This window comes from Mycobacterium kyorinense (genome assembly GCF_002101735.1).
Lineage (GTDB): Bacteria > Actinomycetota > Actinomycetes > Mycobacteriales > Mycobacteriaceae > Mycobacterium > Mycobacterium kyorinense.
Window position 1 is genome coordinate 32,474 of the sequence record NZ_LQPE01000103.1, and the last position, 20,085, is coordinate 52,558.

Annotated in this window: 22 protein-coding genes and 1 pseudogene; 15 read left to right on the forward strand and 8 right to left on the reverse strand. The window is 67.1% G+C overall.

Annotation, left to right across the window (positions count from 1 at the left end; translation table 11 throughout):
* Positions 1 to 83: 83 nt before the first annotated feature.
* Together AWC14_RS12145 and AWC14_RS12150 are read left to right on the forward strand one after the other, a co-directional pair.
* Positions 84 to 1,892 (forward strand): thiamine pyrophosphate-requiring protein, encoded by a 1,809-nt coding sequence (locus AWC14_RS12145; protein ID WP_045381890.1) that lies wholly within the window; start codon positions 84 to 86, stop codon positions 1,890 to 1,892.
* Positions 1,893 to 1,894: 2 nt separating this feature from the next.
* Positions 1,895 to 4,990 (forward strand): FAD-binding and (Fe-S)-binding domain-containing protein, encoded by a 3,096-nt coding sequence (locus AWC14_RS12150; RefSeq protein ID WP_045381887.1) that lies wholly within the window; start codon positions 1,895 to 1,897, stop codon positions 4,988 to 4,990.
* A gap of 4 nt (positions 4,991 to 4,994) precedes the next feature.
* Here the strand turns inward: AWC14_RS12150 and AWC14_RS12155 are convergent, their stop codons facing one another.
* Positions 4,995 to 6,359: a 13E12 repeat family protein gene (locus AWC14_RS12155; RefSeq protein ID WP_045381884.1), complete on the reverse strand. Its 1,365-nt coding sequence runs from the start codon at positions 6,357 to 6,359 to the stop codon at positions 4,995 to 4,997.
* 111 nt (positions 6,360 to 6,470) lie between these two features.
* Positions 6,471 to 7,481, reverse strand: coding sequence for an SDR family oxidoreductase (locus tag AWC14_RS12160; protein WP_045381881.1), 1,011 nt, complete (start codon positions 7,479 to 7,481; stop codon positions 6,471 to 6,473).
* Between the two features lie 89 nt (positions 7,482 to 7,570).
* Between AWC14_RS12160 and AWC14_RS12165 the strand changes: the two genes are divergently transcribed.
* From AWC14_RS12165 to AWC14_RS12175, 3 genes are read left to right on the forward strand one after another with little or no spacing between them, the layout of a single operon-like run.
* Positions 7,571 to 7,888 (forward strand): ArsR/SmtB family transcription factor, encoded by a 318-nt coding sequence (locus tag AWC14_RS12165; RefSeq protein WP_045381879.1) that lies wholly within the window; start codon positions 7,571 to 7,573, stop codon positions 7,886 to 7,888.
* The gene (locus tag AWC14_RS12170) at positions 7,878 to 8,360 is read left to right on the forward strand and encodes an SRPBCC family protein (RefSeq protein ID WP_045381876.1); all 483 of its coding nucleotides are present in this window, start codon (positions 7,878 to 7,880) and stop codon (positions 8,358 to 8,360) included. The genes AWC14_RS12165 and AWC14_RS12170 overlap by 11 nt, the downstream gene beginning before the upstream one ends.
* A complete protein-coding gene (locus AWC14_RS12175) occupies positions 8,357 to 8,983 on the forward strand; it encodes a maleylpyruvate isomerase family mycothiol-dependent enzyme (RefSeq protein WP_045381873.1) in 627 nt (208 codons plus the stop codon). The genes AWC14_RS12170 and AWC14_RS12175 overlap by 4 nt, the downstream gene beginning before the upstream one ends.
* Before the next feature lie 12 nt (positions 8,984 to 8,995).
* On the opposite strand, the gene AWC14_RS12180 is transcribed toward AWC14_RS12175, so the two are convergent.
* The 4 genes and pseudogenes from AWC14_RS12180 to AWC14_RS12195 all read right to left on the reverse strand — a co-directional run bounded on the left by AWC14_RS12180 (position 8,996) and on the right by AWC14_RS12195 (position 11,750).
* Positions 8,996 to 9,430 carry an anti-sigma factor antagonist gene (locus AWC14_RS12180; protein ID WP_045381870.1) on the reverse strand — a complete coding sequence of 145 codons (435 nt, stop codon included), beginning with the start codon at positions 9,428 to 9,430 and terminating at the stop codon, positions 8,996 to 8,998.
* Between the two features lie 168 nt (positions 9,431 to 9,598).
* Positions 9,599 to 10,255, reverse strand: a complete 657-nt coding sequence (locus AWC14_RS12185; RefSeq protein WP_045381867.1) for a DedA family protein — start codon at positions 10,253 to 10,255, stop codon at positions 9,599 to 9,601.
* Complete coding sequence (locus AWC14_RS12190) at positions 10,252 to 11,073, reverse strand: HAD family hydrolase (protein WP_045381865.1); 822 nt, start codon at positions 11,071 to 11,073, stop codon at positions 10,252 to 10,254. The genes AWC14_RS12185 and AWC14_RS12190 overlap by 4 nt, the downstream gene beginning before the upstream one ends.
* Before the next feature lie 22 nt (positions 11,074 to 11,095).
* Positions 11,096 to 11,750: pseudogene (locus tag AWC14_RS12195) on the reverse strand (hypothetical protein).
* A 314-nt stretch (positions 11,751 to 12,064) separates the two neighbouring features.
* On the opposite strand from AWC14_RS12195, the gene AWC14_RS12200 reads away from it, so the two are divergent.
* Positions 12,065 to 13,030, forward strand: a complete 966-nt coding sequence (locus AWC14_RS12200; RefSeq protein ID WP_428838966.1) for a Rieske (2Fe-2S) protein — start codon at positions 12,065 to 12,067, stop codon at positions 13,028 to 13,030.
* Positions 13,027 to 13,512: a hemerythrin domain-containing protein gene (locus AWC14_RS12205; protein WP_045381862.1), complete on the forward strand. Its 486-nt coding sequence runs from the start codon at positions 13,027 to 13,029 to the stop codon at positions 13,510 to 13,512. Before AWC14_RS12200 ends, AWC14_RS12205 begins: the two co-directional genes overlap by 4 nt.
* Before the next feature lie 13 nt (positions 13,513 to 13,525).
* Here AWC14_RS12205 and AWC14_RS12210 read toward each other — a convergent pair whose 3' ends face one another.
* The gene (locus AWC14_RS12210; RefSeq protein ID WP_045381860.1) at positions 13,526 to 14,287 is read right to left on the reverse strand and encodes a class I SAM-dependent methyltransferase; all 762 of its coding nucleotides are present in this window, start codon (positions 14,285 to 14,287) and stop codon (positions 13,526 to 13,528) included.
* 24 nt (positions 14,288 to 14,311) lie between these two features.
* Here AWC14_RS12210 and pcaH point away from each other — a divergent pair, with 24 nt between their 5' ends.
* The 5 genes from pcaH to pcaC are packed head-to-tail and all read left to right on the forward strand — an operon-like array spanning position 14,312 to position 17,947.
* Positions 14,312 to 15,052 carry a protocatechuate 3,4-dioxygenase subunit beta gene (gene pcaH / locus AWC14_RS12215; RefSeq protein WP_045381857.1) on the forward strand — a complete coding sequence of 247 codons (741 nt, stop codon included), beginning with the start codon at positions 14,312 to 14,314 and terminating at the stop codon, positions 15,050 to 15,052.
* Positions 15,045 to 15,572: a protocatechuate 3,4-dioxygenase subunit alpha gene (gene pcaG / locus AWC14_RS12220; protein ID WP_057003201.1), complete on the forward strand. Its 528-nt coding sequence runs from the start codon at positions 15,045 to 15,047 to the stop codon at positions 15,570 to 15,572. Before pcaH ends, pcaG begins: the two co-directional genes overlap by 8 nt.
* Entirely contained in the window at positions 15,569 to 16,789 is a 1,221-nt protein-coding gene (locus AWC14_RS12225) for a lyase family protein (RefSeq protein ID WP_045381855.1), read from the forward strand. The genes pcaG and AWC14_RS12225 overlap by 4 nt, the downstream gene beginning before the upstream one ends.
* Positions 16,786 to 17,565: an alpha/beta fold hydrolase gene (locus AWC14_RS12230; RefSeq protein ID WP_045381852.1), complete on the forward strand. Its 780-nt coding sequence runs from the start codon at positions 16,786 to 16,788 to the stop codon at positions 17,563 to 17,565. Before AWC14_RS12225 ends, AWC14_RS12230 begins: the two co-directional genes overlap by 4 nt.
* Positions 17,566 to 17,593: 28 nt before the next feature.
* Positions 17,594 to 17,947 (forward strand): 4-carboxymuconolactone decarboxylase, encoded by a 354-nt coding sequence (pcaC, locus tag AWC14_RS12235; protein ID WP_045382038.1) that lies wholly within the window; start codon positions 17,594 to 17,596, stop codon positions 17,945 to 17,947.
* Positions 17,948 to 18,020: 73 nt separating this feature from the next.
* Here the strand turns inward: pcaC and AWC14_RS12240 are convergent, their stop codons facing one another.
* Positions 18,021 to 18,617: a DUF2249 domain-containing protein gene (locus AWC14_RS12240; protein WP_045381849.1), complete on the reverse strand. Its 597-nt coding sequence runs from the start codon at positions 18,615 to 18,617 to the stop codon at positions 18,021 to 18,023.
* Positions 18,618 to 18,671: 54 nt separating this feature from the next.
* On the opposite strand from AWC14_RS12240, the gene fdxA reads away from it, so the two are divergent.
* The 3 genes from fdxA to AWC14_RS12255 are packed head-to-tail and all read left to right on the forward strand — an operon-like array spanning position 18,672 to position 20,067.
* Positions 18,672 to 19,010 carry a ferredoxin gene (fdxA, locus tag AWC14_RS12245; protein WP_045381847.1) on the forward strand — a complete coding sequence of 113 codons (339 nt, stop codon included), beginning with the start codon at positions 18,672 to 18,674 and terminating at the stop codon, positions 19,008 to 19,010.
* Entirely contained in the window at positions 19,007 to 19,645 is a 639-nt protein-coding gene (locus AWC14_RS12250) for a helix-turn-helix transcriptional regulator (protein ID WP_045381844.1), read from the forward strand. Before fdxA ends, AWC14_RS12250 begins: the two co-directional genes overlap by 4 nt.
* On the forward strand, positions 19,642 to 20,067 hold the full coding sequence (locus tag AWC14_RS12255; protein WP_045381840.1) for a hypothetical protein: 426 nt from the start codon (positions 19,642 to 19,644) through the stop codon (positions 20,065 to 20,067). Before AWC14_RS12250 ends, AWC14_RS12255 begins: the two co-directional genes overlap by 4 nt.
* The last annotated feature ends 18 nt before the right edge of the window (positions 20,068 to 20,085 follow it).

Genomic DNA, 20,085 nt, shown 5'->3' on the forward strand with positions numbered 1-20,085 from the left:
ATTTCCGCCGCCGTTGCTCCCTGCCGGCAGTCGGCGGCGATGCCGGTGGTCCACCTATGCCAATAAATCTCGAAGGAGTACCGATGCCCAAGACTGCCGACTTTATCCTTGATCGCTTGCGGGAGTGGGGAATTCACCGCATCTACGGATATCCGGGCGACGGTATTTTGTCGATGCTGGGCGCGCTGGACCGCGCCGGCGGGGATCCGGAGCTCATCCAGCCGCGGCACGAGGAGATGGGCGCGTTCATGGCAACCGCGCACGCGAAATTCACCGGGGAGATCGGTTGTTGTCTGGCCACCTCCGGCGGCGGGACCATCCATCTGCTCAACGGCCTCTACGACGCCAAGCTCGACCACCAGCCGGTGGTGGCGATCGTGGGCCAGCAGAAGCGGATGTCGCTGGGCGCGGCGTATCAGCAGGAGATCGACCCCAATTCGCTGTACAAGGACGTGTCTTCGGACTTCGTCCAGACGTGTATGGCGCCCGAGCAGGCCCGCCAGCTTGTCGACCGGGCATGCAAGGTCGCGCTGAACAACCGGACGGTGGCGACGATCATCCTGCCGGAGGACGTGGCGGAGGCCGATGCGGTGCCGTCCCCGCCGCGCATGCATGGCGCGGTGTTCACCGGCGTCGGCTGGACCAAGCCGCGGGTGATCCCGCCGGAGTCCGAGTTGCAGAAGGCGGCCGGAATCCTCAACGACGGCAAGAAAGTCGCGATCGTCATCGGCCAAGGTGCCGCCGAGGCGGCCGACGAGGTGGTTCAGACCGCAGAGCTGCTGGGCGCCGGTGTCGCCAAGGCGTCGCTCGGCCGGGCCGTGTTACCGGACGATCTGCCCTACGTCACCGGACCGATTGGGTTGCTCGGCTCCACCGCCAGCGAAACGATGATGTCCGACGCCGACACCCTGTTCTTCATCGGCACCAGCTTCCCCTACACGGAGTGGCTGCCCAAAGAAGGGCAATGCCGCGGCGTCGAGATCAACATCGACGGCCGGATGATCGGCACCCGCTATCCGATGGAGGCCAACCTCGTCGGAGGCTCCAAAGAGACGTTGCAGGAGCTGATTCCGCTGTTGAAGCGCAAGGACGACAGGTCGTGGCGGTCCAAGATCGAAAAAGAAGTGCAGACGTGGTGGGGCGTGCTGGACAAGCGCGCGCACGACAAGGCGGATCCGCTCAACCCGGAGCTGGTGGTGCATGAGCTGTCGAAACGCCTGCCCGACAACACGATCCTGACCACCGACGCGGGATCGGTGGCGAACTGGTGGGCACGGCACCTGAAGCTGCGGCCGGGCATGGCAGCCTCGCTGGCCGGCAACCTCGCCACCATGGGCCCGGGCACCCCGTACGCGATCAGCGCCAAGCTGGCCCACCCCGGCCGCCCGGTGATCGCGCTGATCGGTGACGGCGTGTTCCAGATGAACGGGATGGCCGAGATGATCACCGTCAAGCGGTACAAGGACCGGCTTTCCGACGGGCCGCTGATCTTCTGCGTGTTCAACAACGAAGACCTCAACCAGGTGACATGGGAACAGCGGGCAATGGGCGGTGAGCCGAAATTCGAAGGCTCACAGTATATTCCGGACGTCCCGTACGCGGAGTTCGCCAACCTGCTCGGCCTGACAGGCATTCGCTGCGACGACCCGGCGAAGATCGGGGACGCCTGGGACCGGGCGCTGGCCGCCAGCACACCGGTGGTGCTGGAAGTAGTGGTGGACAAGGACATTCCGCCCGTCCCGCCTCACATCAAGAAGATGATGGCCAAGAAGACGGCCAAGGCGGTGATGAAAGACCCCGATCGGGTCAGCATCGGCAAGAAGGGCGCCAAACAGAAGATGCACGAGTTCACCGAGTCGATCACGCAAACGGTCAAGGGCTCCGAGGACTAGGCATGACGCAGACTGTTCCGGCCCGTCCCGACACCCGCTTCGTCGCCGGGATGGCGTCCGTCGACCAGGTCAATGTCGCCGGGCTGGAAAGCCAGCTGCGTCGCCATGTCAGCGGAGAAGTGCGGTTCGACGCGGGCACCAAGGCGATGTACGCCAACGACGCGTCGAACTTCCGGCAGGTCCCGATCGGGGTGGTGGTCCCCAAGACGCTCGACGACGTCGTGCAGACTATGCGGGCCTGCCACGCCTATCATGCGCCGGTGCTGTGCCGCGGGGGTGGGACCAGCCTGTCGGGTGAAACCGTGAATGTGGCGGTGGTGATCGACTTTTCGAAGTATCTGACCGCCATCCTCGACATCGACGCCCGGGGCCGGCTGGTCACCGCCGAGACCGGGGTGATCAACGAGAACCTCAACCGCGCAACTGGTGAATACGGGCTGGTGTTCGGGCCGGACCCGTCGTCGCATTCGCGGTGCACCATCGGGGGCAACATCGGGAACAATTCCTGCGGGGTGCATTCCATCCAGGCCCACCTGTACGGGCCGGGACCGCGGACGTCGGACAACACCCATGCGATGGATGTCGTCACGTATGACGGCGCCCGCTTCACCGTCGGTGTCGACGAGGAGAAGGATCTCGACAGGATCATCGCCGCCGGGGGCCGCAAGGGCGAAATCTATGCTGCGCTGCGGGATTTGCGCGACGAGTACGCGGACGACATTCGCAAGGGGTTTCCTTCGGTGGACGAGATGCCGCGGCGGGTGTCCGGATACAACCTCGACGAGTTGCTGCCCGAGAAGGGTTTCAACGTCGCGCGGGCATTGGTGGGCACCGAGAGCACCTGCGCGGTGGCGCTGACCGCCACGCTGATGCTGACGCCGGCGATGCTGCACCGCACGCTGGTGGTGATCCACTACGACTCGACCGGCGAGGCCGGTGACGCGGGTCCGGACATCATGGCCTGGAAGCCGATCGGGCTGGAGGGCGTCGACCATGTGCTGGTTCACGACCAGAAGATCAAGGGCACCAACTCCTCGGGACTGCAGGCGCTGCCGCGGTCCGACGCGAGTGGGGCGTGGCTGTTCGTGCAGTTCGGCTCGGATACGCCCGGCGAGTCGCTGTCCCGCGCCGAGGAATTCGTCGGGTGGCTGAAAAAGAAGAAGCACGTCGACGACGACCGTATCGTGTTGGCCAAAAGCAAGCAGGACGGCGGCAACAGCGACGAGCTGTGGTCGATTCGCGAAGCGGGATTGGGCTCGACGGCGTTTCCGATCGACAGCAGCGATCACTGGCCGGGCTGGGAGGACTCGGCGGTGCCGCCGAATCGGATCGGCGACTACATCCGCGATCTGCAACAGCTGTACGCCGACCACGGCTTGCGCGGCGCCATGTACGGCCACTTCGGCGAGGGCTGTATCCACTCCCGGATCAATTTCGACTTGCGGCACAAGGACGGGCTGGCCAACTACCGGCACTTGATGGAGGCTGCCGGTGATCTGGTGGCCACCTACGGCGGGTCGATGTCGGGGGAGCACGGCGACGGCCAGCAGCGGGCCGAGTTGCTCGGCAAGCAGTACGGTCCGCGGCTGATCGAGGCGATGCGCAAGTTCAAGCTGATCTGGGACCCAGAGTGGAAGATGAACCCGGGCAAGGTCATCGACCCGTATCGCTTCGACGAGAACCTCAAGCTGGGCACGGACTACAACCCGTCGCGGCCCAAGGTGAAGTTCGCCTACACGCAGGACGGCGGCGACTTCTCGCATGCGGCGCTGCGGTGCGTCGGCGTCGGCAAATGCCGGGTGCCGGAGGCTCAGATGACCATGTGCCCGAGTTTTCAGGTGACGCGGGAAGAAAAGCACTCGACCCGCGGGCGCGCGCGACTGTTGTTCGAGATGCTGCGCGGGGAAGTGATCACCGACGGCTGGCAATCGTCAGAGGTGGCCGATGCGCTGGACCTGTGTTTAGCGTGCAAGGGCTACACCAGCGACTGCCCGGTCGACGTCGACATTCCCACGTACAAGGCCGAGTTCCTCTATCACCATTTCCGATCGCTGCGCCGGTGGCGGCCGCGGTACGCATACGCGTTCGGGTTCATCGACCAGGCGGCGAGGTTGGCCAGCGCGATGCCTGAGCTGGCGAATTTTGCCACCCAGACGCCGGTGCTGTCGCGAATAGCCAAGTTGGTGGGCGGAATTGACCGGCAGCGGCCGTTGCCGACGTTTGCGCCGATGACGCTGCAGAAATGGTTCGCCGACCGGCCGGTGGTCAACGAAAACGGGCCGCGGGTCATCCTGTTTCCGGACACGTTCAACAACCGGTTGCACACCGACGTCGGCGTGGCTTGTGTGGAGGCGATCGAGGCGGCCGGCTGGCGGGTGATGATGCCGACCGGCCACATCTGTTGTGGCAGGCCGCTGTACGACTACGGCTTCCTGGATGTCGCGGAGCGCTACCTGCGTGACGTGTTGGCGCAGTTGCGCGACGAGATCCGGTCCGGCACGCCGATCGTCGGCATGGAACCGAGTTGTCTGGCGGTGTTCAAGGACGAACTGCCCAAGCTGATGCCGCACGACGACGACGCGGATCGGTTGGTGCGCAACAGCTATCACTTCGCCGAGTTCTTGACGAAGTTCGACGTCGAGTTGCCTATTGTGTCGGGACAGCAGGCGCTGCTGTGGGGTCACTGCCACCAGCGGGCGACCGGCGGTGTGGACGCCGACCAGCAGGTCCTGGAGAAGATGGGCATCGACGTGGAGCCGGTCACCGGCGGCTGTTGCGGGCTGGCCGGCTCGTGGGGCTTCGAGGAAGGCAAATACGAGATCTCGATGGACTGCGGCGAACAGGCACTGCTGCCTGCGATCCGCAAAAACCCGGGGGCAGTGGTAGTGGCCAACGGCTTCTCCTGCCAGACGCAGATCAGCGATGCGGGAGCGGCGACACCGTTGCATCTAGGTCAAGTGATGGCGGGCGCTGTGCCTGCCCGCCCGTCGCCGCCGCGGCGCGTTCGGGCTGCCCGGGTGGCCGGTCCGGTCGCCGCGCTTGCGGTGGCGTGCGGGGGCGTCTCCTGGGCGTTGGCGTCCGTGCTCCGGAAGCGTTGAGCCGCTACGGGTCCTCGTCGTCTTCGTCGTCTCTGAGCAATTTCTCCGGGTGGTGGTATTGGTTGGTGCGTGGTTGGCCGTGGTCGAGGTGGGGTGGTGGGATCCATTCGGTGTGGCCTTTGGCGTTTGTGCGGGTGGTCCAGCCGTTGTCGGCGAGCGGGTGGTGGCCGCCGCAGCCGAAGGTGAGGTCGTTGACGTCGGTGGTGTGGCGTGTGGCGTAGGGGGTGCAGTGGTGGGCTTCGCAGTGGTAGCCGGGTACCGGGCAGTTGGGGAAGCTGCAGCCGCGGTCCTTGGTGTAGAGCACAATCCGCTGCGCGGGTGAGGCGAGGCGTTTGGTGTGGTAGAGCGCCAGCGCTTTGCCGTTGTCGAAGATGGTCAAGTAGTGGTGGGCGTGGGAGGCCAGCCGGATTACATCGGACATGGGCAGCAGCGTGCCGCCGCCGGTGAGGCCGTGTCCTGCGCCGGTTTCGAGCTCTTGCAGTGTGGTGGTGACGATGATGCTGGCCGGCAACCCGTTGTGCTGGCCGAGGTTTCCGGAGGCCAGCAGTGCGCGTAGCCCGGCCAGCAGCCCGTCGTGGTTGCGTTGATGGGTTCCGCGGCTATCCCGCTGGGCCGCCTCGTCGGGGGCTGGCCCGTCGAGGACCGGGGCCGCATCGTCGGGGTTGCACATGCCCGGGGCGGCGAGTTTGGCCCAGACCGCTTCGATGGTGGCGCGCAGCTGCGGGGTGATCCAGCCGCTCAGCGCTGACATGCCGTCGTGTTGCTGGCGGCCCAGGGTGAGGCCGCGCCGGCGGGCCCGGTCGTCGTCGGTGAAATCGCCGTCGGGGTTCAGGCAGTCCATCAGCCTGTCGGCCAGCTTGGATAGGTCGTCGGGGCGATGCTGCCCGGCCAGTTCGGCCAGATGGGCTTCGGCCTGTTCGGCGGTTTCGGCGTCGACGGCCTCGGGCAGCCGGTGCATGAAGCCGCGGATCACCGCCACATGGGCGGCCCCGATGGCGCCGGCGCGTTGGGCGGCGGCGGTGGCGGGCAACCGCGGCGCCAAGGGCTCGCCGGTCATCGCCTGGCGCGGGGCGAGGTCTTTGGCGTCGTGGATGCGCCGGCTGGCCTCGGCCGGGGTGATGCGCAGCCGCTCGGCCAGCGCAAAGCGCAGTGTGCCGCCCAGCTCGGTTTCGCTGGCTTGTTCGGCGAGCTGGTTGACCAGGGGGTGCTCGATCGCGGGCAGCCGGCGGCGCACCGTTTCGCAGCGTTCCAGCAGCGCCAAAACTTCCGGGGTGGTCAGCACGTCGAAGGACAGGTCGAGGGCGCGTTTGAGGTCGGCTTCGAGCGCGTCGAAGACCTCGACGATCTCTTCCCGGCAACTCGAACGCATGTTCGAATGCTATCACGCGCGCCGAACAAGCGCCACCACGATCCACAACCAAAACCACAGTGGCGCAAGTGATCCACGGTGGCTATTGGGACAGAAGATCAGTCCGACTGCTTAAAGCCGGCGTTGGCCCCAACTCGACGCGGCAAACAGGCTCGCCAGAAGACCGGCGCCCACCAACGACCGCCGATGGCGCGTCAGCCAGAACTGCGCGCTGTGCCCGTGTGACTGGTCGTCGAACACGCCATGCGCGCCATAATCCCTACCGCCCGGCCCGTCGGCGGGCTCCCACAGATTCGCCGAGCGATTCGGCTCGACCGTTTGATCGGTCTGCTGCGAGTCGTACCCGGTGCGCGCGAGGTATCGGTCCAACAGCGCCGGGGCGATCCGCTGCCCCATGATCGTGCCGACTGTGCTCGCCCCGACCCAATACTGCTTGCGCCGCGGATGGTCAAGCGCATGCAGGACGCCACGCGCCGCGACCTCGGGCTGATAGATCGGCGGCACCGGCTGCGGGTGCTTGTCCAAACGCGAAAGGACCCAAGAGAACTGGGGTGTGTTGACCGCCGGCATCTGCACGATGGTGACCCGCACTTTGCTCTTCTCGTGCATCAACTCGGTTCGCAGCGACTCGGTGAAGCCGTTGATGGCGTGCTTGGCGCCGCAGTACGCCGACTGAAGCGGAATCGCACGCTCGCCCAACGCCGATCCCACTTGCACGATGACGCCGGAGTTGCGTGGCCGAAACCGCTTGAGCGCGACCATCGTCCCGTACACGAAGCCGAGGTAGCTGATCTCGGTCACCCGGCGGAACTCCTCCGGCTTGATTTCCGCGAACGGCGCGAACACCGAGCTGAATGCGACATTGATCCACGCGTCGATTGGTCCGAACCTTTCCTCGACGTGCTGGGCGGCCCGTTCCACGGCGTCGTAGTCCGAGACGTCGGTCGGAATGGCCAGCGCCTCACCGCCTGCCGCGCGCACATCGGCGGCGGCTCCGTCCAAGCCGGTCTCGCCGCGCGCCAGCAGGCCGACCCGGGCGCCCCGCTGGCCGAGTAACTGCGCGGTGGCGCGACCGATTCCGGCGCTTGCCCCGGTGACGACGACGACTTGTGAATTTCCCATGCCCTAACGGTGTCCCGATCCGGTGACGAGTAAACGTTAGTCCACACGAACCGTTGACAGTCACTTACCGTTCGTGCAGACTTACCGACATGGCCGCGTCGGCGGACGTCGTGTTGGATGCGTTGGGAGATCGCACCCGGCGCGCGATCCTGGAAAAGCTGGCGGCGGGCCCGATTTCGGTTGGTCTGCTGGCCGACCAGTTGCCGGTGTCGCGCCCGGCTGTTTCCCAACACTTGCGGGTGCTCAAAGGCGCCGACCTCGTCGTCGAATCGGTCGCCGGCACCCGGCGGCTGTATCGCATCAACCAGTCGGGGCTGCGGGTCGTGCGCGACTACTTCGACCGGTTCTGGGAGACCACATTGGACAACTTCGCGATCCTGGCCGAAAGGAGCAAGGATGAGCACTGAATCCACCGTCGTCGAGGTTTCCCGTTCGCTGAGTGTGCCACTCGCGCAGGCCCGGGCCTTCGAGCTGTTCACCGCACGGATGACCGACTTCTGGCCCAAGGAACACTCGATCGGGAACTCCGAGCTCGCCGAAGTGGTCGTCGAACCCTACGGCGGCGGGCGCTGGTTCGAGCGCGGCGTCGACGGCAGCGAATGCCAGTGGGGCCGGGTGGCATCCTGGGAGCCGCCCCGAAAAGTCGTGCTGCTCTGGCAGATTGGCGCCGACTGGCAATTCGACCCGGATTTCGAAACCGAGGTCGAGGTGACGTTCACCCCGGAAGGCGCGGACCGCACGCGACTGGATCTGTGTCACCGCAACCTGCAACGCTACGGCGACCACACCGAGCAGATGCGGGCGATCTTCGACGATCCGGCCGGTTGGACCGGCACTCTGGCGAATTTCGCCGACCTCGTCACCGGTGCGGTGCAATGAACGACACGATGCAGATGGCCTGCGAGGAACGCGAGGACTTCGCGAAGCTGCTCGCCGGCCTCTCGCCCGCCCAATGGGAGCAGCCCACCCTGTGCGAGCGCTGGCGCGTGCGCGACGTCGTCGCCCACGTGCTCAGCTACGACGAGCTGAGCCGCTGGGAATCGGTGCGGCGCTTCCTCAAAGGCGGACTGGTGCCCGACCGCGTCAACGCAATCGGCGTCGCCGAGTACGCCACCCGCTCGCCCGAACAACTCACCGAGCTGATGCGTGCCTGTATCCCTCCCCGCGGCTTGATGTCGGCATTCGGCGGCATGCCCGCGCTCGTAGACGGCACAATCCACCAGCAGGACATTCGACGGCCGCTGGGTATCCCGCGCGCCATCCCGCCCCATCGCCTGCAACGGGTGTTGGACTTCGCGTTGCGTGCTCCCGCGGTGCGGGGCGCGTGGCGGGCCCGAGGCCTGCGCCTGGTTGCCACCGATCTGGATTGGTCGCACGGCGGCGGACCCGAAGTCAGCGGTCCGGGGGAGGCGCTACTGATGGCGATGGCAGCCCGGCCGGACGCGCTCAACCAGCTCAGTGGAGCAGGGAAAGAGGTTCTGGCCCAACGCATTAGCCGCTAGGCGGAAAAGGCTTTACCAGTCAGCCGATGTCGACAGCGCCGCGTCCACGGTGTCGTCGACGGGCAGCAGCCCACTGAGCCCGCATGCGCCGACGATCCTGGCGACACCCGGCTGACTGCTGACCAAACGCAGTTCGACGCCGCGCCTCCGGCAGCGCTCGGCCTCCTCGGCGAGGACCGCAAATGCGCAGCAGCCCATGAAATCCAGGCCGCTGGTGTCGATGACCAGCGCACCGGGTGGGAACGCGGCGGCGCCGGCCTCGCTGAGCAGGTGACGCCAGGTGGCTTCGTTCGAGGCGTCCACCTCGCCTCCGGCATGGACGACGAGTGCTGGGCCGGTTCGCTCGACGGTGGTCCGCAGCGTGCTGTGCGCATCGGCCAACTCGGAGACCAGCCGACTGCTCAACATCATGTGGCTAAATGATGCTTCGGCGGTGGCAAAGTTCATGGTGAACTCCTTTCGATCGGCGCTGCGCGCCGCGAAGGATGCCCGCCCTACGTGCCTGAAGACAGACGATGCATTTTTGGATCACATTCATATAACACCAGTTCAACCGCCCTGTCCATGGCCAGTTTCCTAAGAATCGAGCAGATGCCCTGGTCGCGCGGCCGTCGACTAGGCGGACGTCGGGTCCGATTCCTCGCTGTGCTCGGCCTCGTACTCCGCGATGGCTCGGGCAGTTCGTTTTCTCAGCAGGATCGCGGCGATCGTGCCGCCCACCACGGCGACCGCCAAGGCAACCCAGGAAAATCGCTCGAGCCAGCGTTCGGCCGCGATACCGGCGTAGTAGATCACCGCGGTGGTGCCGCCCGCCCAGCACACCGCGCCGGAAACATTCGCAAGCAGGAACCGCGGATACGGCATTTTCAACGCACCCGCCAACGGTCCGGCGAAGATCCGCAACAGCGCGATGAACCGGCCGAAAAACACCGCGTGCGAGCCCCATCGGTTGAAAATCCGCTCCGCGAGGCCGACGTGCCCGGGACCGAAGTGCCGCGGAAACCGGCGGCCCAGCCAGTCGAAAAGCGGCATGCCGAACCGCCGGCCGATCGTATAGCCGATCGAGTCACCGACAGCGGCGCCGATCACGCCGGCCGCGCCGACGCCGAGCGGGTTGACCGCCAGCTCATGGCGTGACGACAGCAGCGCCGCGGTGACCAGAACGATTTCGCCGGGCAGCGGGATCCCCAGGCTCTCCATCCCGACCACGCCGGCGACGATCAAATACACCGTCAGCGGCGGGATCGACTGCAGCAGAGCGTCGACACTCATGGGCGCGTCGCTTCAGGCAGGACGAAACGTTCGACCGCTTTCGCGAATCCGTCGCTGTCGTTGCTGTCGGTGACCTCGTCGGCGGCCTTCTTCACCCTTTCGTCGGCGTTGCCCATCGCGATGGTCAGCCCGGAGTGCTTGAACATCAGGATGTCGTTGGGCATGTCGCCGATCGTGGCGATCTGCTCGGGCGCGAGCTTGTATTGCGCCGCAAGATATTTCGCAACCGATCCTTTGTTGGCTTGCGGATGGGTGACGTCCAGGTAGTACGGCTGAGACGTCGACGCTGCAACGTGTTCCCCGAAGCGGTCCTGGACAGCCTTGGTGGCCGCCGCGACGGCGTCGTGATCGTCGCTCACCCCGACGATCTTGGCGACGGACTCGGTGTGGTCTTTGACGTCCTGCATGACCTTGGGTTCGAACTGCACGGTTTTCGTTTCCCGGTCCACGTGTGAGCCGTTCGGATCGGGGACAAACCAGTCGGCGCCTTGGTAGATCCACACGTCGAGGTCGAACGAGCCGATCACGTCGGCGATCGGGGCGACGAGGTCGTCGGGGAGCACCCTCTGTTCGATGACGGTCATGTCGGGCTTGACGAAGATACCGCCGTTGAAGCCGGCGATCGGCGTTTGCAAGTCCAGGGCATCGACCAGCATTGCCATGCCCTTGGGCGGACGTCCGCTGGTGACGGCGAACAGAACGTCGGCGTCGTGCAACTTGTGCACCGCCTCGATCGCCGCATCCGTCAGCCGCTTTTGTTGGTCCACCAGCGTTCCGTCGACATCGGCGAGCAGTAGACGAATTCGATCGGTGGCCACCCGACCGATGGTAGCCAGCCGGTCAGGCGACCCGGGACAACAGCTGTTGACGGCGGGTGGACGCCCAGTCGGCCATGTCGATTCCGCTCTCGACGTCGCACGCCGTCATCAGCAGCGCCGCCCGCGGAACCACCGCCAGGCCGTAATCACAGGTACGCCCGGGCGCGTTCATCGCCCAGACCAGCACGCCGTCGCCCGCCACGGCGAACCGGCTCAGCCGCATCGGTGCGGAGTCGCCGGTGGGCGCCACGCCGACGGCTTCGCTGTTGCAGGCGGACACCGTGCTGAAGCCATTCCACACCACGTCATGCGGATCCAGCGGTCTGCCGTAGACGTCGACCGATTCGGCATAGATAGAGCGCCGAGCTGCCGACACGGTAGGACGCATCGGCGTGATCGGAGGCGTTGATCGGCAGCAGCGGGGAGCCCTTGAACGCCAGGGCCGCCACGCATTCCGGCGGGTGGGCGCCGGCGAAGAGCTCGTCACCGCGTGAAGCCGTTGTCGCGGGACCCATCGGCGTGTGGTCGCCGTCGTGCAGCAGGAGGTCACGCGCCGACGGCAGCGGCTTGTGCGGTGCGGGAGGTGGACCCGGCACCGTCGTCGGGTGTCCAGCCACCGACGTCGTGCAGGCCGCCAGCATCACTGCGAGGCCGGCTACCCATGATTTCGCGGCCATGCTGTTCGTACGCTACCGCAGGCACCGTCTCTGACATGCAGAAAAGAGCCGATGCGCAGCAGCGGGGTGCGGATAACCTTCGCGTGAAGGTTAATGAAAGTCTTTCTGCCCCAAGGGCTTCCGTCGAGTTAACGGCTCCTGTGAGTTCGCTGCGCGATCTTGCGACCCGATAGCGCCGCGCCGGACCGGTCGGGTACCGTGTTCACGGCGCTGCACCGCATCTGCGTATAGTGTGGGCGCGTTTACTTGGGTTTTGCGAGATCGTGCGGGCACTATTGCCTGTTTATCTCCGTAATTGAGGAAGGATTGATGCCGTGGTCGAGGCCGCTCCGGAAAGTCGGTTGCAGAAGCGGGGGGCGCGGCTGCTGTCCTTCATCGGGCGTCAGGAGTGGCTGGATCGGCCCAGCTACCGGTTCGAGCATCTGCTCAGCTATGCCTTCAACGCGCTGGGCGGGGCCCGCGACCGAGTCTCCAACGCGCTGAACGGCGTTTGGCTCGGGCATCCGGTTCACCCGCCGCTGGCGTCGCTGACCAGTGGTGCGATCGGCACGACGGTGGGGTTGGACGCGCTCAGCCTGTTGCCGGGCCGGCCGAAATCGGAACTCATCGACGCGTCCCGGTTCGCTTCGCGTGCGCTGGGGCTCGGCATCCTGGCCAACCTGGGCTCGGCGGTCACCGGGGTGGCGGACTGGCAGCACACCCACGAGGAGGACCGCCGCATCGGCGCGGTGCACGGTCTGTTGAACCTGCTGGCGACGGGCCTGTATGTCGCGTCGTGGCTGGATCGGCGCCGGGGCCGGCACCGGCGCGGAATCGTGATCAGCGCTGTGGGTTACGCCATCACGGCCGGCAGCAGCTACATGGGCGGCGCTTTGGTGTTCGACTCGGGGATCGGCATCGACCAGTCCGGCCGACGGCTGCGCACGGCCGACTGGACACCGGTGTTGCCGGTGGAGTCGCTGAAGAACGGCAAGCCGCAACGCGTCGAGGTCGACGGGGTGGGTCTGGTGCTGTGCCGGACCGGCAGCAACGGGGAGGTCGCGGCGTTCGGCGAGTTCTGCCCGCACCTCGCCGCCCCGATGACCGACGGCTGGGTCGATCGCGGCCGGCTGGTGTGCCCGTGGCACGGCTCACGGTTCGACGTGTGCTCCGGCGAGGTGCTGCGAGGTCCCTCGGCGGCGCCGCTGCCGCGCTACCAGACGCGAATCAACGACGGGATGATCGAGTTGCGCGGCGACGGCCAGCACTCGCTCCCGGCAGGAGAAGGAGTGACCAAATGAACGCCTACACCGTGTTGCAAGATCACCACAAGACGCTCAAGGGGCTGGTGAAGAAGATCTACTCGACGCCGGCGAGCGCCCCGGAACGTCAGGACTACCTCGACGATCTGCTCGTCGAACTCGACATCCACTTTCGCATCGAGGACGACATCTACTATCCGGCGTTGGCCGCGGCCAGTACCTTGATCGCAATTGCGCACGCCGAGCATCGGCAGGTCATCGACCAGCTCTCGGTGCTGCTGCGCACCCCGCCGAGCGCGCCGACCTACGAGGACGAATGGCATTCGTTCGCAACGGTTTTGGAAGCGCACGCCGACGAGGAGGAGCGCGACATGATCCCGGTGCCACCGTCGGTGAAGATCAGCGACGCGGAACTGGTCGAGCTGGGCGACAAGATGGCAGCCCGCATCGAGGAGTTGCGCGAATCCACCGCGCACCGGCTGCGGGTGAAGGGCCGCAAGTCGCTGCTGCGGGCGCTGTAGTTTCGAATTCTGCTCAGCGGCGCCCGATTCCGGCGACCATCATCGGTGTGATAACGCGCATGTGCTCGCCGAAGCGGGCGGCGGCCGCGTCGGCGTCGGCTCCAGAGAGCAGACCGGCGTCGACGACGGCGTCGCGGATGCTCTCGAACGACAGCCGGAAGAAGTCGAAGCCGGGGGAGTCGGAGTCGATCACCCGGGCACGGCCCTCGCCGCGAATGTCGGCCAGCCCGGCGGCGGCCATGTCGGCGACGACGCGACGGCCGTAGCGCGGGTCGAAGCCGGCCTGCTGCATGAACGCCATCACCGACTCGGCCACCCGCTCGAACCGCGGATCGCCATCGTCGAATCCGAATGTGGTCCAGTCGTAATCCTCGATCACCAGCCAGCCGGCCGGCCGCAGCGACGCGACCAGCCGATCGATGATCTCCCTCCGCTCGGCGAGGTGTTCGAGCACCAGCCGCGCGTGGACCAAGTCGAACTCGTGCCACGGTAGCTCGTCGGCGCGGATGTCCATGCGCCGCACGTCGACCCTGTCGCCGGCGAGCGGCTCGACGAACCGCGTGTCGATATCGATTGCCGTGACGGTGGCACCGCGGCTCACCATCCACTGAACCAGCGAGCCGCCGCCGGCGCCGACCTCCAGGCATCGCCAGCCGCCGGTGATGCCGAGTCCGTCGAGCAGGGCTTGGCTTCCCGGATCCCACAGGCTTTCGATGCCGGCCAGCCGGGCCCGTTCTTCGGCGAAGCTCTGGTCGTAGACATAGCCACCCGCCACGCGCTAACGGTAGCGTCAGCTGTCATGGCGGCTGCAGCGGAGCGCGTCGCGTCCCAGCGTGACGTCACGGCGGAGATCGCGAGCATCGCAGCGCAGTACCAGGGCAACGACGAAACGCAGCCGCGGCTGAACTATCCGCCCTACCGCAGCAGCGCGCTGCGCCATCCGCACTCGCCGTTCGTCCGCGTCGACCCCGAGGAACTCGAGCGCGCCAGCCCGTGTTTCGGCTCCCACGACGTCGAACCGGGCGACGCGGACCTCACCGCCGGCCACGCCGGTGAGCCGATCGGCGAGCGCATCATCGTGACGGGGCGACTGCTCGACGCGGCGGGCCGGCCGATTGCGGGCCAGCTCATCGAGATCTGGCAGGCCAACGCCGCCGGCCGCTATCACCACGAGCGCAACCAGCATCCCGCGCCGATCGACCCGAACTTCACCGGCGTGGGCCGCTGCCTGACCCAAGCCGACGGAACGTACCGCTTCCTGACCATCAAGCCGGGCCCCTACCCGTGGCGCAACCACCACAATGCGTGGCGGCCCGCGCACATCCACTTCTCGGTATTCGGAACGGCTTTCACTCAGCGCCTGGTCACCCAGATGTACTTTCCGGGCGACCCGCTGTTCGCGTTGGACCCGATCTACCAGTCCGTGGTCGATCCCGTTGCGCGCCAACGGCTGATCGCGAGCTACGACCACGACCTCACCGAGCCCGAGTACGCGACCGGTTACCGGTGGGACATCGTACTGGACGACGCACATGAGTGAATTCGCATGCACCCCAGGGCAAACCGTCGGCCCGTTCTTCCACTGCGCGTTGCCGTATGACGGCGACAACCGATTGGTAGACGTTGATCACCCGGATGCCATCCGGTTGCACGGCACGGTGTACGACGGCGCCGGCGACGGTGTCCCGGACGCGCTGGTGGAACTCTGGCAACCCGGGCCCGACGGCAACGTCGTCGCGCAGCCCGGTTCGTTACGGCGTGCCAACGCGTTCACCGGGTGGGGCCGATGCGCGACCGACGTCACCGGCGGCTACAGCTTCACCACGCTGACACCGCCCTCGTTTTTCGCGGTCACCGTCTTTGCCCGGGGACTGTTGAACCGGTTGTTCACTCGCGCCTATCTGCCAAGCGTTGAGCTGGATCACCTGCCGGCCGGGCTCGACGCCGCGCGGCGCGACACCCTGGTCTGTGTGGCCGAGCCGACCGGGTACCGTTTCGACATCCACCTGCAAGGCGAGCGCGAGACGGTTTTCCTGGTGTATCACGGTGATCCACGATGACGAACCTGCTGTGGCCGGGCGATCACCGCGCCGATGACCTGATGACCGACCAGGCGCTGCTCGCCGCGATGGTGTCAGTGGAATCGGCCTGGCTGAACACACTGGTTGACGCGGGCCTGGCGCCGGTCGACGCGGTGGAGCTTCGCGGGCTGGTGCGGCCGCAGGACTGCGAAGCGCTGGCGCTCGGCGCCGAGGATGGCGGCAACCCGGTTCTCGGCCTGGTGGCCCTGCTGCGCGAACGCGCCGGGGAGCCGGTCGACCGCTGGATTCACCGCGGGCTCACCAGCCAGGACGTCCTCGACACCGCGCTGATGCTGGCTGTCCGTGGGGTGGTCGAAACGTTGACAGACCAACTCGCCGAACAGATTTCGACGCTTTCCACGCTCGCGACAACCCACCGGGCCACGCCGATGGTGGCCCGGACCCTGGCCCAGCATGCGGTGCCCACCACGTTCGGCGCCAAGGCCGCCGTGTGGCTGAACGGTGTGGTCGACGCCTACCGCCAACTCGAGGCGCTGAGCTTTCCGGCCCAGTTCGGCGGTGCCGCCGGAACACTCGCTGCGGCAACCGAATTGGCTGCGCTGGTCGGTCGCGACAACGCGGCCGGCGTCGCCGTCCAGATGGCGCACACCGCCGCGGCCGCGCTGGGTTTGGACGACCGGTTGCCGTGGCACACGGCGCGGGCTCCGGTCACCGCGGTCGGCGACGCTCTGGTCGGCTGCACGGACGCCTGGGGCCACATCGCCTCGGACGTCGTCACGCTGACCCGTCGGGAGATCGGCGAGCTGGGCGAGCCGGCTGCCGGCAGGCGCGGCGGGTCGTCGACGATGCCGGGCAAGCGTAATCCGGTGTTGTCCATCCTGATTCGTCGCGCCGCGATGGCCGCGCCGCCCCTGGCCGCGACGCTGCACACCGCCGCGGCGTCGGCCCACGACGAACGGCCCGACGGCGCCTGGCATGCCGAGTGGGACACCCTGCGCACACTGGCCCGCCGGACCGTGGTCGCCGGGTCGCAATGCGGCGAACTGCTCGCCGGGCTGGACGTCCACACCGAACAGATGGCGGGCAACCTGGCCGGCGCCGACGTCAGCGGCGAACAGCGTGCGATCGCCGAACTCGTCGAAAAGGAGCCGTCGCCAACGTATTTCGGCGCCGCCGACCTGCTGATCGACGAGAGCCTCGACCGCGCGCAACGGATCGTGAAGGACCGCCGGTGAGCGTCCCCACTATCCGCGGAGCAGAACTGGGCGGGACGCCGGACCTGCCGCTGCTGGTCGTCGGGCCGTCGCTGGGTACACCGGTCGGCACGTTGTGGTCGGCGGCGGCGCGGCGACTGGCGGAGACCTATCACGTCGTCGGCTGGGACCTGCCCGGCCACGGCGCCAGCCCGCCGCCGCGCGACGCCTTCACGATCGCGGACCTGGCCGCCGGTGTCGTCAAACTGGTGGACCGCACGTTGGGCAGCCAGAGGTTCACCTACGCCGGCGTCTCGGTCGCCGGCGCCGTAGGAATCCAGCTGCTGCTCGCGCACCCGCAGCGGGTCCTGGCTGCGGCGCTGATCTGCACCGCCGCCAGAATCGGCGATCCGGACGACTGGCATTCGCGGGCGCAGGTCGTTCGCACCGGCGGCACCGGCGAAGTCGTGTCCCGGTCTGTCCAGCGATGGTTCGCCCCAGGGTTTTTCGAGCGCGACCCGGAATCGGCGCGGGCACTGCTGGACGCGTTGCGCAGGGTGGACGACGACGGCTATGCCCGTACCTGCGAGGCGCTGGCCGAATTCGATGCCCGGGAGCGTCTCAGCGAGATCGATACCCCGATCGTCGCTGTGGCGGGGGCGCACGACATCGCGACCCCGCCGGACTCGGTCCGGTTCATTGCCAGCAATGTGAGCCGCGGCCGGTTCGTCCAGGTGCCCAACGCCGCGCACCTGGCGCCCGCAGAGCAGCCCGACCGCATCGCCAATGTGCTTGCCACGCTGAAGAGGTGGAGATGAATTGACCGACAGTTTGTACGACCGCGGGATGGCCGTGCGACGCGAGGTGCTCGGCGACGGGCATGTCGAGGGAGCCGAGGCCCGGACCACCGAGTTCACCCGCGACTTCCAAACGCTGATCACCGAATACGCCTGGGGCGCAATCTGGTCGCGTCCCGGCCTGGACCGCCGCAGCCGCTCGATGATCGCGCTGACCGCGCTGATCGCCCGCGGGCGCGACGACGAACTGGCGGCGCATATCCGGGCCGCGCTGCGCAACGGGCTGTCCCGTGACGAGATCAAAGAGGTGTTGCTGCAAACGGCGATCTACTGCAGCGTGCCCGACGCCAACAGCGCGTTCCGGATCGCGCAGGCCGTCTTCGACGACATCGACGGAAATTAGCGCCGGTTGTGCGGTTTCATACGCGACACGCCGGGTGCCGCGTATGAAACCGCACAGTCGCGGGCGAGCCGAGTCAGACTGCCTGTCGCACAGTCGGAGTCAACGGCAGGATCTCGCGCTTCTGGTGCACAGTCAGGTACCGCAGGCCGTCCGGGCCCGCGCGGAACGCCCGTCGGGACCGCTTCGGCAACCACAGCAGGGTGCCGGGGACCAGCTCGATCTCGCCCTGCTCGGTGACCAGCCGCCCGCTGCCGGACAGCACATGGATCAGCACGTCGACGTCGGCGCCGGCGTGCGCGTCGATCCCGCCGCCCGGCGCCAGCGCGATGACATTGGAATCCAGGTCGCGCTCGCGGACTTCCAGCTTCCACACCGCACCGGTCACATCGGGTTCGTCCGCGACCTCAGCAGTGTTGGCGAGGACTCGGGGGAGCGAGGTCGTGGTGAGTTTGGTGATCCGGATCCGCCAGACCTTCGGCCCCTTTTCCACGTACTCCCAGCCGTAGCTGCCGGGGTAGTCGGTTTCGAACTCGTCGCGCAGATGCCTGGGGTCGTGGTTGTTGACCAGTACGAACGATTCGCCGACGGCGAGCGCGCCGTAGGTGGCGAAGATCGTCGGGTGCTTCTGCGGCTTGGGCAACTCGCGGACGTCAAGTTCGGTCTCGGCCATGGATTTTCGGGCCCTCCCTAGTTTCTACAATATGGCTTGTGTAAACTCTAGCGCATGACGTACGTGATCGGGAAGCCATGTGTCGATGTGATGGACCGGGCCTGCGTCGACGAGTGCCCGGTCGACTGCATCTACGAGGGCGGGCGCGCCCTTTACATCCACCCCGACGAATGTGTGGATTGCGGTGCCTGTGAGCCGGTCTGCCCGGTCGAGGCGATCTACTACGAAGACGACCTTCCGCAGGATCTGCAGCCCTACCTGGCCGACAATGCCGCGTTCTTCAGCGAAACGCTACCGGGCCGAGACGAGCCGTTGGGCTCGCCGGGTGGAGCGGCCAAGATCGGGCCGCTCGGCGTGGACACCCCGTTGGTGGCTAACCTGCCGAAGGGATGAGCGCAATCAAGGAACCCGTCGGTGGCCGCCGCCGTGATGTGCTGCGGGTGCTGAAGGCGGCGGCCGCTCCGATGAGCATCGCCGCGATCGCCGACGAGCTGGGCGTGCATCCCAATACCGTGCGGTTCCATCTCGATTCGCTGCTCGGCGACGGTCGGGTGGAGCAAGTGATGCCGGAGCGCAAGGGACCGGGCCGCCCCGCGCTGCTGTTCCGCGCCACCCGCCAGATGGATCGCGGTGGTCCGCGGCGCTACCAGCTGCTGGCCGAAATCCTGGCGATGGGGCTCACCGCCGACGGGGACGCGCCCGGTAGGGCGCTGGCCGCCGGCCGCGCGTGGGGGCGGCAACTGGCACCGCGCGGGCGCGCCCGGGAGTCGGTCGATCACCTCGTCGACGTGCTCGATGACCTCGGGTTCGCCCCCGAGCGGCGCGGGCGCAAGCAGATCGGGTTGCGGCACTGCCCGTTCCTCGAGCTGGCCGAAGCGCGCGAAAGCGTGGTCTGTCCCATCCACTTGGGGCTCATGCAGGGCGCCTTGGAGAACTGGTCGGCGCCGGTCACCGTCGAGCGGCTGGACGCGTTCGCCGAGCCGGATTTGTGCCTGGCGCATTTGACCCGGCAGGAAGCGGCCCGGTGAATGCCGGACCGGCGATCGCCGTCGCGGTCACGTTCGTCTGGCTGGGCATGGTACTGGCCATCTCGTTCCTCGAAGCGCCGCTGAAATTCCGCGCGCCGAACGTCACGCTGCAGATCGGGCTCGGCATCGGGCGGCTGGTCTTCCGCGCGCTGAACACGGTCGAGGTCGTCTTGGCGGTGGTCATCCTGGCGGTCGTCGTTGCCGACCCGCCCGCGCCGGGTGTCATCGCGGGGTTCGTGATCGCGTTCGCCGCACTGGCCCTGCAGTTGGCGGCGGTGCGGCCGCGGCTGAACCGCCGGTCGGACAAGGTGCTCGCCGGCCTCGACGCGCCGCGCTCGCGCGGCCATTACGCGTATGTCGGCTTCGAGCTGATCAAGGTGATCGCCTTGGCCGGCGCCGGGATTCTTCTACTATCCAGCTGAAGACTTCGAAGAAAAGGA

What these genes read in the sequence shown, in the direction of transcription:
- AWC14_RS12205 (WP_045381862.1), top strand. Translation starts at nt 13,027, where the DNA reads ATGAACGCCTACACCGTGTTGCAAGATCACCACAAGACGCTCAAGGGG.
- AWC14_RS12180 (WP_045381870.1), bottom strand. Translation starts at nt 9,430, where the DNA reads ATGAACTTTGCCACCGCCGAAGCATCATTTAGCCACATGATGTTGAGC.
- pcaH (WP_045381857.1), top strand. Translation starts at nt 14,312, where the DNA reads ATGGCGGCTGCAGCGGAGCGCGTCGCGTCCCAGCGTGACGTCACGGCG.
- AWC14_RS12225 (WP_045381855.1), top strand. Translation starts at nt 15,569, where the DNA reads ATGACGAACCTGCTGTGGCCGGGCGATCACCGCGCCGATGACCTGATG.
- AWC14_RS12160 (WP_045381881.1), bottom strand. Translation starts at nt 7,481, where the DNA reads ATGGGAAATTCACAAGTCGTCGTCGTCACCGGGGCAAGCGCCGGAATC.
- fdxA (WP_045381847.1), top strand. Translation starts at nt 18,672, where the DNA reads ATGACGTACGTGATCGGGAAGCCATGTGTCGATGTGATGGACCGGGCC.
- AWC14_RS12250 (WP_045381844.1), top strand. Translation starts at nt 19,007, where the DNA reads ATGAGCGCAATCAAGGAACCCGTCGGTGGCCGCCGCCGTGATGTGCTG.
- AWC14_RS12150 (WP_045381887.1), top strand. Translation starts at nt 1,895, where the DNA reads ATGACGCAGACTGTTCCGGCCCGTCCCGACACCCGCTTCGTCGCCGGG.
- AWC14_RS12240 (WP_045381849.1), bottom strand. Translation starts at nt 18,617, where the DNA reads ATGGCCGAGACCGAACTTGACGTCCGCGAGTTGCCCAAGCCGCAGAAG.
- AWC14_RS12185 (WP_045381867.1), bottom strand. Translation starts at nt 10,255, where the DNA reads ATGAGTGTCGACGCTCTGCTGCAGTCGATCCCGCCGCTGACGGTGTAT.
- AWC14_RS12175 (WP_045381873.1), top strand. Translation starts at nt 8,357, where the DNA reads ATGAACGACACGATGCAGATGGCCTGCGAGGAACGCGAGGACTTCGCG.
- AWC14_RS12155 (WP_045381884.1), bottom strand. Translation starts at nt 6,359, where the DNA reads ATGCGTTCGAGTTGCCGGGAAGAGATCGTCGAGGTCTTCGACGCGCTC.
- pcaG (WP_057003201.1), top strand. Translation starts at nt 15,045, where the DNA reads ATGAGTGAATTCGCATGCACCCCAGGGCAAACCGTCGGCCCGTTCTTC.
- AWC14_RS12170 (WP_045381876.1), top strand. Translation starts at nt 7,878, where the DNA reads ATGAGCACTGAATCCACCGTCGTCGAGGTTTCCCGTTCGCTGAGTGTG.
- pcaC (WP_045382038.1), top strand. Translation starts at nt 17,594, where the DNA reads ATGGCCGTGCGACGCGAGGTGCTCGGCGACGGGCATGTCGAGGGAGCC.
- AWC14_RS12145 (WP_045381890.1), top strand. Translation starts at nt 84, where the DNA reads ATGCCCAAGACTGCCGACTTTATCCTTGATCGCTTGCGGGAGTGGGGA.
- AWC14_RS12165 (WP_045381879.1), top strand. Translation starts at nt 7,571, where the DNA reads ATGGCCGCGTCGGCGGACGTCGTGTTGGATGCGTTGGGAGATCGCACC.